The organism is Henriciella sp. (assembly GCF_029937755.1).
Taxonomy (GTDB): domain Bacteria; phylum Pseudomonadota; class Alphaproteobacteria; order Caulobacterales; family Hyphomonadaceae; genus Henriciella.
Genome location: NZ_JAPYPG010000008.1, coordinates 88566 through 100888 on the forward strand (window position 1 = coordinate 88566; position 12323 = coordinate 100888).

The 12323-nt window shown below is 62.3% G+C and carries 14 protein-coding genes; 8 read left to right on the forward strand and 6 right to left on the reverse strand.

Annotated elements, in window-relative coordinates:
• Positions 1–3: 3 nt before the first annotated feature.
• Entirely contained in the window at positions 4–2178 is a 2175-nt protein-coding gene (locus tag Q1K29_RS15540) for a TonB-dependent hemoglobin/transferrin/lactoferrin family receptor (protein WP_300396001.1), read from the reverse strand.
• A gap of 143 nt (positions 2179–2321) precedes the next feature.
• Between Q1K29_RS15540 and Q1K29_RS15545 the strand changes: the two genes are divergently transcribed.
• The gene (locus Q1K29_RS15545; protein WP_300396002.1) at positions 2322–3332 is read left to right on the forward strand and encodes a DUF6607 family protein; all 1011 of its coding nucleotides are present in this window, start codon (positions 2322–2324) and stop codon (positions 3330–3332) included.
• Between the two features lie 54 nt (positions 3333–3386).
• Here the strand turns inward: Q1K29_RS15545 and Q1K29_RS15550 are convergent, their stop codons facing one another.
• Positions 3387–3521 (reverse strand): hypothetical protein, encoded by a 135-nt coding sequence (locus Q1K29_RS15550; RefSeq protein WP_300396003.1) that lies wholly within the window; start codon positions 3519–3521, stop codon positions 3387–3389.
• Positions 3522–3692: 171 nt separating this feature from the next.
• On the opposite strand from Q1K29_RS15550, the gene Q1K29_RS15555 reads away from it, so the two are divergent.
• Both Q1K29_RS15555 and Q1K29_RS15560 read left to right on the forward strand, forming a co-directional pair.
• The gene (locus Q1K29_RS15555) at positions 3693–4319 is read left to right on the forward strand and encodes an HD family hydrolase (RefSeq protein ID WP_300396004.1); all 627 of its coding nucleotides are present in this window, start codon (positions 3693–3695) and stop codon (positions 4317–4319) included.
• Positions 4316–5263 carry an NAD regulator gene (locus Q1K29_RS15560; RefSeq protein WP_300396005.1) on the forward strand — a complete coding sequence of 316 codons (948 nt, stop codon included), beginning with the start codon at positions 4316–4318 and terminating at the stop codon, positions 5261–5263. Before Q1K29_RS15555 ends, Q1K29_RS15560 begins: the two co-directional genes overlap by 4 nt.
• Before the next feature lie 126 nt (positions 5264–5389).
• Here Q1K29_RS15560 and Q1K29_RS15565 read toward each other — a convergent pair whose 3' ends face one another.
• Complete coding sequence (locus Q1K29_RS15565; RefSeq protein WP_300396006.1) at positions 5390–6169, reverse strand: rhomboid family intramembrane serine protease; 780 nt, start codon at positions 6167–6169, stop codon at positions 5390–5392.
• 37 nt (positions 6170–6206) lie between these two features.
• Here Q1K29_RS15565 and Q1K29_RS15570 point away from each other — a divergent pair, with 37 nt between their 5' ends.
• Positions 6207–7388 (forward strand): acyl-CoA dehydrogenase family protein, encoded by a 1182-nt coding sequence (locus tag Q1K29_RS15570; RefSeq protein WP_300396007.1) that lies wholly within the window; start codon positions 6207–6209, stop codon positions 7386–7388.
• 77 nt (positions 7389–7465) lie between these two features.
• The gene (locus Q1K29_RS15575; protein ID WP_300396008.1) at positions 7466–7891 is read left to right on the forward strand and encodes a hypothetical protein; all 426 of its coding nucleotides are present in this window, start codon (positions 7466–7468) and stop codon (positions 7889–7891) included.
• 97 nt (positions 7892–7988) lie between these two features.
• Here the strand turns inward: Q1K29_RS15575 and Q1K29_RS15580 are convergent, their stop codons facing one another.
• Positions 7989–8687, reverse strand: coding sequence for an OmpW family outer membrane protein (locus Q1K29_RS15580; RefSeq protein WP_300396009.1), 699 nt, complete (start codon positions 8685–8687; stop codon positions 7989–7991).
• A 185-nt stretch (positions 8688–8872) separates the two neighbouring features.
• Here Q1K29_RS15580 and Q1K29_RS15585 point away from each other — a divergent pair, with 185 nt between their 5' ends.
• The 3 genes from Q1K29_RS15585 (at position 8873) to Q1K29_RS15595 (ending at position 10811) form a co-directional block, all read left to right on the forward strand.
• Positions 8873–9358: a transcriptional repressor gene (locus tag Q1K29_RS15585; RefSeq protein ID WP_300396010.1), complete on the forward strand. Its 486-nt coding sequence runs from the start codon at positions 8873–8875 to the stop codon at positions 9356–9358.
• Positions 9346–9777, forward strand: a complete 432-nt coding sequence (locus Q1K29_RS15590; RefSeq protein ID WP_300396011.1) for a hypothetical protein — start codon at positions 9346–9348, stop codon at positions 9775–9777. The genes Q1K29_RS15585 and Q1K29_RS15590 overlap by 13 nt, the downstream gene beginning before the upstream one ends.
• A gap of 110 nt (positions 9778–9887) precedes the next feature.
• Positions 9888–10811 (forward strand): thioesterase family protein, encoded by a 924-nt coding sequence (locus Q1K29_RS15595; RefSeq protein WP_300396012.1) that lies wholly within the window; start codon positions 9888–9890, stop codon positions 10809–10811.
• An 11-nt stretch (positions 10812–10822) separates the two neighbouring features.
• Here the strand turns inward: Q1K29_RS15595 and Q1K29_RS15600 are convergent, their stop codons facing one another.
• Together Q1K29_RS15600 and Q1K29_RS15605 are read right to left on the reverse strand one after the other, a co-directional pair.
• Positions 10823–11791 (reverse strand): alpha/beta hydrolase, encoded by a 969-nt coding sequence (locus Q1K29_RS15600; RefSeq protein ID WP_300396013.1) that lies wholly within the window; start codon positions 11789–11791, stop codon positions 10823–10825.
• Between the two features lie 178 nt (positions 11792–11969).
• The gene (locus Q1K29_RS15605; RefSeq protein ID WP_300396014.1) at positions 11970–12311 is read right to left on the reverse strand and encodes a hypothetical protein; all 342 of its coding nucleotides are present in this window, start codon (positions 12309–12311) and stop codon (positions 11970–11972) included.
• Positions 12312–12323 lie beyond the last annotated feature (12 nt).

The window sequence follows — 12323 nt, forward strand, 5'->3', positions numbered from 1 at the left end:
GGCCTAGCCGCCGAACTGCCAGCTCGCCGCGATCTTGTAGTTGCGGCCGGGTTCATAGACGCCTTCGAAGACGCGCTCATAACGCTCGTCGAAGATGTTATCGATGCCCGCATCGAAGCGGATACCCGGCAGGCCGTCCGGTGACCAGCTCGCATAGATGTCGGCAACGGCATAGGAGTCGCGCGTCTCGGCTATGGTCGATCCGCCTGCCCCGTCGCTCTCATAGCGCGTGAAGTCGCTCGCATGCTGGAGACGCACACCAAAGATCGCGTCCCACTCATGGGCTTTCAGCCCCATGTCGAGGGACACCCGGTCCGGGCTCAGCGTGCCGAGATCGGAACCGGTCGAGAGGTCCGCGCCCTCGATGGAGGAATAGCTCGCGCGAATGAAGGAGCGGTCGCTGTCATAGCGAAGCTCGCCTTCCACGCCCTCGATCTCCGCGCTCGAGACATTGGCCGAACTCGTCGTGCCGGCCGAGCACGGGAAGAAGGGGGGTGCGAAACAGGTGGCGCTATAGCTGAAGTCGACCGAGAGATTGATCAGGTCTTCAACCTCGCTCTCATAATACGACACCTTGGCCTGGACGCGGTCTCCCGATGAGACGACATCATGAAAATCCAGCCCGGCGCCGACTTCCACGGTCTCCGTCTTCTCCGGCTTCAGGTCGGCATTCGGGATGAATTCGTTGGTGACGAAGACAAAGGAACCTGCGCCGGGATCGAACAGGATCGGGTGCGGCACCTCGAAGTGGGTACCATCGAGATAGAGCTCGTTGACCGAGGGGGCGCGGAAGCCTTCCGAGTAACTCCCGAAAACGCGGAGCCATTCGACAGGGCCATAACTCGCGGCGAAGCGGGGCGAGACGGCGCTGTCTTCATTTTCGCCGGTCGCGGTCTCGGAATCGGACGAGAATTCGTCATAGCGAACACCGGGGATCAGGATCAGCTGACCCGGCAGGCCGAACGGACGCTCGGCAACGGCCTCAATCTGCGCAAACAGGCCCATGAACTCGGATTCAGCATCCGGCACACCGCCCCGAACGCCATCGCCGGTCTCACTGTCGAAGCCGGTCTGCTCGTCGCGATACCAGTCCCCGCCAATGGTGAAAGTCGTCTGCACCGGGCCGAGATCGAAACGCGAAGCATTGCGCGCGCTGACGCCGGTCGTCTCGATCTCGCGGGAAATGGTGCGCGGGACCGTGGCGTCGAATTCCTCCACTTCCGTGGTCGTCTGGTAGACGGTAAGGTCACTGTCGAGCAGTTTGCTGGCAGGATTGAAGCCGGCGCCAATGCGGTAAGTGTCGGAGGTGATGTCCTTGTCGACATTGCGGTCCAAAACGCTGTCGCCTGTGCCCAGCGTGCCCTGGCCATTGTTTGGCTCGAAAGCGGAATTCCCGAAACGCTGCCAGGAGGCTTCAAGGCTCAGCGCGTCCGTAAGCGCATAGCGCCCCTTTACCAGGCCCGTGGTGATCTCATCATCCGATGGCAGGCTCGAGCCATCGCCCAGCTCGATATCGCCCGACTGGCGCAGGCCGATCGAGGCGAGGCCATCGAACTTGCCGGTATTGGTGAACGCACTGAGGCTGGTCAGCGTCTCCTCATTGACCGACTGATAGGCCGCACGCACTCGCGCGCCCCAGCTCTGCCCCTCTTCCAGCAGGTCTTCGGCGTCGGCGCTTTCCAGCGCGAGAACCCCGCCCACTGCGCCGGAGCCATAAAGCGCCGAGGCCGGACCGCGCACGACTTCAGCCGTCCCCAGCAGCGCCGGGTCAGCGAAGAAGCGGCCATCATGGGCGGAAGTGAAGGACTGGCGCGCGCCATCGAGCAGGATCAGCACATTCTGGCCGGTAAAGCCGCGCAGGCTCGGCACTTCGCCGGTTCGCCTCGGCCCGCCGGAAAACTCCATGCCCGGCACATCGCGCAGCAGATCGGACACAGAAGACGGCGTGCGCAGCTCGATCTCGTCGCGCGTGATCACGCTCACCTGGCCCGGATAATCGAAGACCGGGATCGGGTTGCTCGTGCCGTAGACAGTAACCGTCTCCTGACGCTGTTCCGGTTCGGGTGTCGCCCCACTGTCCTCGGCGTCCTGGGCCAAAGCCGTTCCCGCCAGCGCAAGTCCGCTCGCTGTGGCGAACATCGCCCGCGCAAACCGGCGGCGACCGGATCCAGTTTTCATCGTCATATCATTCCCTCGCAATACAAATAACTCATAATGAGACTCACTCGCATTCTCATTACATGACAGAGCTCGTATTGCAAATAATTCTCAGTTTCATTATCACTAAGGGCAATCAACACTGATCTGCCGAGGGAAAACCAATGCTCAACCTGACCCGAACCGCCGCAATTGGCGCACTCGCCTGCGCCCTGTCCGCGCCTGTCTTGGCCGAGGCGCCAGACGATAATCCCGGTTTCGAAAAGGACCGCGAAGCCATTCTCGCCATGGCCGGAAATTACGATGTCACTTTCGATTTCCGCGAGACCGTCCCACTGGCCGAAGGCTATGAAGTCAAAGAGCCGAAGCTTTCGGGTGGCTACGAAATCGTGCGTGTCATCGAGGATACGGGTGAGTTTATCAGCCTCCAGCACATCCTCGTTGTCGGGGACGAAGGCGAGGAGTTTCCGATCAAGCACTGGCGCCAGGACTGGACCTATGAACCATCCGAGGTGCTGACCTTCATCGGCGGCAATGCCTGGGAGATGCGCCCTGTCCCGGCCAGTGAAAGCGAAGGCCAGTGGGCTCAGGAAGTCTATCAGGTCGACGATTCACCGCGCTATGGCGCTGTTGGCGACTGGACCCATGACAACAGTGTTTCGCAATGGACGCCCCCGGCCGAGTGGCGTCCCCTGCCCCGCCGCGACATGACCACCAGGGACGATTATGACGCGGTGCTGGCCGTCAACCGCCACACAATCACGCCCTTCGGCTGGGTGCATGAGCAGAATAATTCCAAGCTCGTTCTGGATGAAAATCCGCATGTGCTTGTGCGGGAGATCGGCGTGAACACCTACCGCCACTTCGAGGATTACCCGGTCGAGGTCGGCGATGATTACTGGACCGCCACAAAGGATTACTGGGCCGGGGTCCGCGCCGAATGGGAGGCCCTCGAAGATGCCGGAGAGCCTTTTGGCCTGACCATGCAGGGCGAACCGGAAGCGCTTTACCAGCCGCTGCTGGAGCTTGCCGGCGAGGTCGAGGAGGGCACAACGCCGACGCAGGACGCCATCTCCGAAGCCTCAGACGTCATTGCCGAATACACCACGACCGAGATCGGCACGCTGTCCAGCCGCGTAAATGACGCGCCCGAAAAAGAAGACGGGGCCTATTAGGCCCCGTCTCTCCCGTCGGCGATTTTCCGCGACGGTTTACCCCCTCGGTAAAGACTAGTCTTCGTAGTCTTCTTCACCGATATCGCCCCAGAGGACCTTTCGGCTGGAGTGGGCGGCCTCGACCGTTACGATCAGGGCCGCCCCTGCCAGAACCCACCATGCCGTTGCAGGATTGCTTGCAACGTTCATCACCATTTCCACCATCTTCATCACGCCTCGGGCTTGTTGTTCGTCCGTTGAGACCGTTATCGCTGTGACCTCTTAACGGGAGCTGAGCAAACCGCATGCCGTGCAGCTGGAATGGTAAGCGAAATGCGGGCTTTTCTTTACCCGGCTTGCCAATGGATTAAAGAAGGCGCCATGAGCACAAGCCCGAAACCCGTCGCCAGAAAGGCGCCCGCCCGCGTCTGGCAGCGCATGCTGTCGGGCCGCCGGCTGGATCTGCTCGATCCATCGCCGGTCGATATCGAAGTCGATGACATTGCCCACGGTCTTGCCCGTGTCGCCCGCTGGAACGGGCAGACGCTGGGCGACCATGCCTTTTCCGTCGCACAGCACAGTGTCGTGGTGGAACAGGTCTGCGCCGCGCTTGAGCCTGGCATCCGTCCGGCCGAACGCCTGATGGCGTTGCATCATGACGCCGCTGAATATGTGATCGGCGACATGATCTCACCTTTCAAGACAGTCCTCGGCGACGGCTACAAGGATATCGAGAACCGGCTCACCGAAGCCATCCATATCCGGTTCGGCCTACCTGCCCGCCTGCCCGCGAGCCTGAAGCGACTGATCAAGCGCGCCGATCATATCTGCGCCTGGTACGAGGCCACCCAGCTTGCCGGGTTTGGCACGACGGAAGCCGACCGCTTCTTCGGATCACCGCCGCGCACCATCCAGCTCGAACTCAAGCCGGAAGCGCCAACGGTTGCCCAGAAACGGTTCGTTGCGCGCCATGAAACCTTGCTGAAGGACATGGAGGCGCGCCGGTGACAACAGCGCTCATCATTGGCCTTTCGGTCGTGATTGTCGCTGCGGACGGCGAGACGCCCTGCGTGCTGGTCACCCGCCGCAATGGCGGGCTCACGGCGCTACCCTTCGGGACGTTCGACCCGGCAGAGCACCGCACCTTCGAGATCGCGCTACGCGGCTGGGTGCGCGAGCAGACCGGCTTCGATCTCGGCTATGTCGAGCAGCTCTATACCTTCGGGGACCGTGACCGCGAGACCCCGGAAGCCACACTTGCCGACACGCCTGAAAACGCCCGCGTCGTCTCTGTCGGCTACCTCGGCCTGACGCCGGACCCGACGCGCCCGCCGGAAGCGCTCGAAGCGCGCTGGCGCGGCTGGTATGGCCACTTCCCCTGGGAAGACCACCGCAATGGCCGCCCGGGGATTATCGACGCGGTCATCGCGCCACGGCTGCAAACATGGGCGGCAGGCAGTGAAAACCGCCAGTCACGCGCCCGTCTGGCTTTCGGCCTGGAGGGGCAGGACTGGATCGATGACCGTGTGCTGGAACGCTACGAACTGCTCTATGAGGCCGGGCTCGTCACCGAATGCGCGCGTGACGCCGGCCTGCCGCTGCCGGACGTGAAGCTCGGCGAGCCAATGGCCTCGGATCACCGCCGCATCCTCGCAACCGCCATGGGCCGCCTGCGCGGCAAGATCCGCTATCGCCCCGTCGTCTTCGAGCTGATGCCGGAGCGGTTCACGCTCTCGGCCCTGCAGCTGACCTGCGAGGGCATTCTCGGCCTGCGTCTGCACAAGCAGAACTTCCGCCGCGCGCTCGACCGCGCCGGACTTGTCGAGGGAACAGGTGAAATGATGGCCGCGACCGGCGGACGCCCGGCCGAACTTTTCCGCTTCTGCCGTGATAAATTCCGCCGGAGTGCCGCGCTCGGCATCACCACACCGGCCATGCGCCGGGAGGGCTAAGGGATCGTCTCAAAAACCGCCTCCCTGACGCACGTCAGGGTCCATGGCGGCTGGAAGGTGGTCTCAACCGCCATGGGTCCCAGCTTTCGCTGGGAAGGCGGAGGATAGCTATGGCTGAGCTTGAGATCAGATGTGACGCAGTCGCTCGGCCAGCGCCGGATTGAAGAAGCGTAGCATCAGCGGAAACAGGACGAACCCGCCCGCCAGCCCGCCAATGTGCGCCATCCATGCGAGCTGCATGCCGAAGGTCGCCGCGATCAGCATGTTACCGACAACCGCGATCACCAGGTTGATGACCAGCCACGGCATGGACATGCGGACAGCCTGTTTGAACCCGCCTTGCAGCCAGCCCACCGCGGGCAGGAAACCGGACAGCGCAGAAGAGGCCCCGATCACGATTTCGGAGCGGTTCATGAACTCGCCCCAGGCGATCTGGGCGAGCGCACCGGCAATCGCTGCGCCCGCAAAGAAAACGAGAAAGCCGACAGCGCCTTTGCCGCCCCGTCCAAATGCCATGGCGATGGGCGGGCCGAAGGCGATCATCGCCGTCATGTTCATGGCCAGATGGAAGAAGCCGCCATGCAGCAGAACGTGCAGGATGAGTGGCGGGAAATCTCCGAATGGACGCGTCACATCCGCGAATTCCGGGCCCGTCAGGATGGCGCCAGCCGCGAACATCCAGTTCTCGAGATAGGGGTCGGCCATGAACTGGATGATGCTCGTGCCGATAATGACCGCCGTCAGCGCCAGGACAATCGCTGGAAAGCGATTGAAGACGGGTTCACGCGGGCGAAGGTCCTGGGAGGGGTCGTAGCGATACACCCGGCAAATATGGGGCAGCGCCAGCCGGGTTAAAGGCTGGGCCTGTTGCAGCACAAACAATGCCGCGTCATCCCCCAACGTCATGAATTGATTTCGCGGGCGGACCCGTCAGGATCGTCTCATGAGCAAGACACGCGACATCACTTTCGACAGCCTCCGTCCGCCCGCCCCGTGGATGGACGATACCCATTCAATATGGCGCAACTCGGTCCGCGCCTTCATCGACAAGGAACTCGTTCCAAACATCGAAGAGTGGGAAGAGGCCGGACAGATTCCGCGCGACGTCTATCCCAAGGCGGCAGACGCCGGCCTGATCGGGATGGGCTATCCCGAGGAATATGGCGGCGCCGGCACCGATTTCGACCGCTTCCACGGCACTGTCACGTCCGAAGAACTGGCCCGCATGGGCGCCGGGGGCGTCTCGTCAGCGCTGATGATCCACGGCATCGGCCTGCCGCCAATCATGGCGCTCGGCACCGAGGAGATGAAGCAGGAGATCGCGCCCCAGGTTCTCTCCGGCAAGAAACAGATCAGCCTTGGCATTACCGAGCCCGGTGGCGGCTCGGATGTCGCGCAGTTGAAGACCAATGCGAAGCGCTCCGGCAATGGCTGGGTCGTCAACGGCTCGAAGACTTACATTACTGGCGGCATGACCTCGAAATGGCTCACCTGCGCCGTCCGCACCGGCGGGCCGGGCATGGGCGGCATTTCGCTGATGCTGATCGATCTCGAAGCTGAGGGTGTCTCCCGCACGAGCCTGCCGAAGATGGGCTGGTGGGCCTCCGATACCGCGACGATCCATCTGGACGATGTCTTCGTGGCGCCGGAAAACCTGATCGGCGAGGTCGACAAGGGCTTTTACGGCATCATGGCGAACTTCAATGGCGAGCGCCTCGGCATGGCCGCGCAGGCGACCGCCTATGCCCGCGTCTGCATCGAGGAAGCCGCGGCCTGGGCCCAGCAGCGCGAGACCTTCGGCAAGCGCCTCGCGGACCACCAGGTCATCCGCCACAAGATTGCCGCCATGTGCCAGCGTGTCTGGGCCACGACGGCGATGCTCGACCAGCTGACATGGCGCGTTCAGAGCGGCGAACAGCCGATCGGTGAACTTGCCATGCTGAAGGTGCAGGCGACCGAGACGATGGAATTCTGCGCCCGCGAGGCCATGCAGATCCTTGGCGGCGCCGGGTTCATCCGCGGCCACCGTGTGGAACGCATCTATCGTGAGGTGCGCGTCATGGCGATTGGCGGCGGCTCGGAAGAGATCATGCGCGACCTGACGGCACGGCAGCTGGGGCTCTGACTCCCGGAAATTCGATGGATTTCTGAACGCGACACGCGCTCGGCACGTTATGCTTATAGTCTGCGGAGAAATCATCGATGAAACTGTACTGGCTCGCCCCGGCTGCCCTCGCCCTGATCACCGCATGTGGCAGTGACGAAACCGAGACGCCGACCCTGTTCTCGAACTGTGTAACCGTGATGTCCGACCCGGAACTTTCCCGGGAACTCGCCGAGGCGTCGACCTCGCCGGACGCGGCCTGCACCTGCCTTCAGGCGCATGTGAAGGAGGATGAGGACACCAAGCGCATGCTGGGCATCTTCTTCTCTGATCTCGCCAGCGCAATGCAGGCGTCCGGCGAAAGCGCTGAAGACTTGGCCGGACGGCTGATCGCCCGTTCGATGCTGCCGGACGAAGGATCTGGCGATCCAACCTTCGCCGACGCGATGCCTGTCTTCAACAATGTCTTCGAAGAGCTGCTGAGCGACATCGAAGAAAATGATGGTGCCTGCCCGGCCGTCTAGCGGTGACCAGTATGGGGCCTCCCCTTCCCCAAAAAAATACGGGCCCTCCATCCTGGAGGGCCCGCGGGGGCAACTAATCTGCCAGGGAGGTGGCGGACTAGAAGCGGTAGCCGAGACCGAGACCGATGATCACAGGATTGATCTCGACATCGGCATTGACCTTGACCTTCTCGACGCCGAGCGACGGGCCGAGGGCACTGGACAGATCGACCGTCACATCGGGCTCGATCCAGACCTTCTTCACATCGGCATTGAAGGCCCAGCCGCCTTCCTGGCCGTCCAGGTCATAATCAAAACCTGCCTGCAGCGCGAAGCCGACTGTCGGATCGTATTCGATGCTGTCGGCGACGGCGCCTTCATCCTCATTGAAGAAGAAGGTCGCGTTCACGCCGGCCCCGACATAGGGCTTGAACGCCGAGCCGGTATCGAAGTGATACTGCAGGGTCAGCGTCGGTGGCAGCAGCCAGACATCGCCCAGATCGACCGTCGCACCGTCCAGGACACCCGGCACCGTGACGGCTGTGGCCTTCACATCGTGCGGGGTGACACCGAGGATCAGCTCGGCGGCAATGTTGTCGGTAAAGAAGTAGGTGATGTCGAGCTCCGGCACATACTGATCGCCGATATCGACACTGCCCGGCAGCGCTGTGCCACCGACAGACAAATCTGCGCCTTCGTCCGGCAGCACCCCGATGACCCGGCCGCGAACCATCCAGTCGCCCGGTTCAGCCATCGCATGGCCTGCCCCCATCAACGCGGATGCTGCCATAAGGCCAGCCAGAAGACTACGTTTCATGAAACTCTCCTCAACAAGTGATGAGGACTACTAACCCGCTGGGATAACAATGGATATTGGCCCGCTTGTCGCGCGCCGACACACCGCGCGGCATAGTCGCCCGACTAGGGAGAAGCCCCTATGGACCGCGGCTGCAGGCGCGCTTTGGACTGGTAATTTTCCCCGAAACGTCCGACATTATACCTATGGCCCACGCAGACGCCGAAACGCACAAGCACGTAAACACCCCCTGCAGCCCGCAGGATATCGATGCTTTCCTTGCGGAAGCCGAAGCGCTTGCCATCCGCAAGGGCCAGCGGCTGACGAAGATTCGCCGCAAGGTGCTGCGCCTTCTCCTGGAGAGCAATGAGCCCTCAAAGGCCTATGACCTGCTCGCCAATCTCGATGGCGAGGGGTCGGCCAAGCCGCCAACGGTCTACCGCGCGCTGGACTTCCTGCAGGAGGTCGGCCTCGCCCACAAGATCGAGAGCCTCAACGCCTATGTCGCCTGCGGCCATACCAGCCACAAACATTCCGCGGTCTTCCTGATCTGCGAGGAGTGCGGGGGTGCCGAAGAGCTGCATGCGGTCACGACGACGGAAGCGCTGAAGGCCGAGACCGAAGCCGCAGGCTTCAGGATGCGCCATGCCGTGATCGAGGCGCGAGGCATCTGCAGGGAATGCGCCTCGTGAGAGCGATTGCGCTGGCCATGCTGGCGCTTGTCGCCCTGCCCGCGCACGCCAATGAAACCGCGTTTGCCCAGGCTGTCGAAACCGGCGCCTGGCAAGGCTGCGTGTTTGAAGAAGGCTATGATCCTTACCCCATCATCCTGACGCCGCGCGGCGAAGACTTTTTCGTCTCCTATCCGCATCTGGAGTGCATCGGTGGCCACAATGTCGATGTGCGCCCGCAAGGCTATGATGCCGTCGAGATCATGGTCATCGACACCGGCCATCAGTGCACGACCAATTCGCCGCTCGAATACACCCTGCAGCCCGATGGTCTCCGCATCGACTATTTCGCTGACGAGATCGGCACCTATGCCCTGCTGCGTCCGGCCCCGCCTGGCGCACCTCCACCGGTCTGCAACACGCCCGAAGCAACATCGTGATCGATGTTTCGGTTCGGTTTGGCGGCATCTTCCGATATGAGACGCAGTGACGGGGGCAAAGACGATTCGCCCCTTCGCTTGAGACGCAACGGGAGACCGCGACGGCCGACATGATTGATCTCTGGAAGGGAAGCGCCAACACCTGGGACTGTGACGAGATGGGGCACATGAATGTGCGCGTCTATCTCGAAAAGGCATTCGAGGGGCTCGGCACAGTGGCAGGCCTCTGCCATCTGAGCCATGTCTACAAACCGAATGCGCCCTCGACACTGATCCCGCGCGAACAGCACATCCGCTTTATTCGCGAAGTGCATCCGGGCCGTCCGCTCTCGATGACGGGCTGCGTTCTGGAGGTCGGTGAGACCACGGTGACCGTCTACCAGCAGCTGGTCCACGGAGACGGGACGGTCGCGGCGGCCTTCCGCACCGAGCTGGAACATGTCTCGACCCACAGCCTGAAGGCGTTCCCCTGGAGCGACCGCACCCGCACCTCCCTCGAGGCGCTGGCCGGCACGCCACCCACGGAAACCGCACCGCGCGGCCTCGACATGGAGAAGTCGCCCCTTCCCGACGATGAGGTGAGCCGCGCCATCGCCGAGGAACAAGGCGTGCAGGTGATCGGGCTGGGGATGATCCCGCTTCAGCATTGCGATGTGTTCGGACGGATGGAACCGGCCCGGTTTATTGGCCGGGTCTCTGATTCCGTGCCGAACCTGCTTTATGACTGGCGGACACGCGTTGCTGAATCCGTGCCCGGACGGAAGATGGGCGCTGCCGTACTCGAGAACCGCATCGTCTACCGCCGCTGGCCGAAAGCCGGCGACCGTTTCGAGGTCCGCACGGCGCTTGCCGGTGTGCAGGAGAAGACCCACTCGCTCGTCCACTGGGTGCTCGATCCGCAGACCGGGCTGCCCTGGATGACCGCCGAAGTGGTTGCGATCACCTTCGACATGAATACCCGCAAGGCCATCGCGACGCCAAAAGACATGATGGATGACCTGGCCCGCATCGCGCCGGGAGACATTTCGCTTTAAGCCCGCCTGCGCTAGCCGATGCCGTGCAGGCTGCGGCGCATCTGGCCTTCATCCCCGGCTGCGAATCCCTCGATCAGCCGCGCAATTGCTGTCGAGAGCTCTTCACGGACCTCATAGGGCGCTTCCATGGGATGGAAATGCGTCGTGTTCGGACGGTCCTTGAGAACGAGATCCGGATATTTGTCGAGCATCATGTCGGCGACCTTGTCGCTCATCACCGGCTGGATTTCCGGCCGGAGGATGACCATCGGGATCTTCTTCTTCTTCACCTTCGACAGCGCGCCCCAGGGCTGGTTGCGCTGGGCATTGAACGTGGCGGCCTCCCAGGCCGGTTCACAGGTTAGCCGCCAGCGCTGGTCATCGCTGTCATAGTGATTGTCGTCCACCCGGTGCAGGCCGTCCATCAGATAGTCGTCGAGAAAGGGCTCGCGCCATGTCTTGAAGGCACCCCTGCCATTATACGCCTCGCGCGCTTTCTCCGGGCTGGAAAATTCGGCGCGCCGCTTCCTCGCCTGACGGGCCATCTGATTTCCGCCACCAAGGAATGAGGGCAGGAAAGGCAGCATGTGTTTCATGAAATAGAAGCGCCGCGTGAGAATGACCGGGTCGACCAGAACCAGCCCCTTCACCAGGTCGGGTCTTTTGCCGGCAACAAGAAGTGCCACGCAGCCGCCCATGGAATGCCCGCAAAGCACAATCGGCTGGGTCGCGTTCTTCTCGAGGAAGGTGATTACGTCATCACGATACTTGTGCCAGGATTTGAGCTTCTTCGGCTCGGCTGGCAGCTTCGTGCGCCCATGGCCGCGCATATCCAGCGCCGTGACCTTGGTGCGAAGCCCGAGCGGCGCGATCATCGACTGATAGGTCATCGCATTGAAGCCGGTCGCGTGTAGCCACACGGCCGCAATCTCCAGTGCAGGATTGCCGAAATCAATCGCCTGCATGTCGCCTTCGGCCGTCTCTGTCCGGTATCTCCGCATCAGGCCGCTATGAAGACGCGCCGCATGATCGTCCTCTCCTACTCTACCGGCCGGTTTTTCTTCTGAAATCAGAAGTTTAAAAAACGATGGCCACTGCGAACAAAGCAGAGTCTGCACAGACGCCGGGCAACTTGTAAAGCGCTCCCGCACGGCCATACACAGTGCAATTCACGCCGCTTCAGGCGTCGGTAAGCCTGAAGATCGAGGTCGCCTTGAGAAGCGTCGTCCCGTCTGCCGACAGGGTGCCGCTCATGAAGATGATGGTCCTTGTCTGCCGATCCACTTTCGAGGAAAGCGCGACCTCGCCACCAGCAAAGTCTGCCCCCGTCACATCCACACTGATGGAAACGGTCTTTGCAGTCTTCTCGCCGCCCAGGCTGTCGGCATGGGCACGCATGGCCCGGATCATCAGTGCAGAGAGCACCGCCTCTCCGGCCTTCGGCAGATGGGCTTTCGCCTCCCCCGGGGCTGTGATCTTGATCTCGGGAAGCGTAATGGCGGCGTGGGCAGTCTCTGTCATGCCGGATTTGCT

Excerpts from the sequence above, each read along its gene's own strand:
- Q1K29_RS15540 (WP_300396001.1), bottom strand. The coding sequence starts at position 2,178 with ATGAAAACTGGATCCGGTCGCCGCCGGTTTGCGCGGGCGATGTTCGCC.
- Q1K29_RS15545 (WP_300396002.1), top strand. The coding sequence starts at position 2,322 with ATGCTCAACCTGACCCGAACCGCCGCAATTGGCGCACTCGCCTGCGCC.
- Q1K29_RS15550 (WP_300396003.1), bottom strand. The coding sequence starts at position 3,521 with ATGAACGTTGCAAGCAATCCTGCAACGGCATGGTGGGTTCTGGCAGGG.
- Q1K29_RS15555 (WP_300396004.1), top strand. The coding sequence starts at position 3,693 with ATGAGCACAAGCCCGAAACCCGTCGCCAGAAAGGCGCCCGCCCGCGTC.
- Q1K29_RS15565 (WP_300396006.1), bottom strand. The coding sequence starts at position 6,169 with ATGACGTTGGGGGATGACGCGGCATTGTTTGTGCTGCAACAGGCCCAG.
- Q1K29_RS15570 (WP_300396007.1), top strand. The coding sequence starts at position 6,207 with ATGAGCAAGACACGCGACATCACTTTCGACAGCCTCCGTCCGCCCGCC.
- Q1K29_RS15575 (WP_300396008.1), top strand. The coding sequence starts at position 7,466 with ATGAAACTGTACTGGCTCGCCCCGGCTGCCCTCGCCCTGATCACCGCA.
- Q1K29_RS15580 (WP_300396009.1), bottom strand. The coding sequence starts at position 8,687 with ATGAAACGTAGTCTTCTGGCTGGCCTTATGGCAGCATCCGCGTTGATG.
- Q1K29_RS15585 (WP_300396010.1), top strand. The coding sequence starts at position 8,873 with ATGGCCCACGCAGACGCCGAAACGCACAAGCACGTAAACACCCCCTGC.
- Q1K29_RS15590 (WP_300396011.1), top strand. The coding sequence starts at position 9,346 with ATGCGCCTCGTGAGAGCGATTGCGCTGGCCATGCTGGCGCTTGTCGCC.
- Q1K29_RS15595 (WP_300396012.1), top strand. The coding sequence starts at position 9,888 with ATGATTGATCTCTGGAAGGGAAGCGCCAACACCTGGGACTGTGACGAG.
- Q1K29_RS15600 (WP_300396013.1), bottom strand. The coding sequence starts at position 11,791 with ATGCGGAGATACCGGACAGAGACGGCCGAAGGCGACATGCAGGCGATT.
- Q1K29_RS15605 (WP_300396014.1), bottom strand. The coding sequence starts at position 12,311 with ATGACAGAGACTGCCCACGCCGCCATTACGCTTCCCGAGATCAAGATC.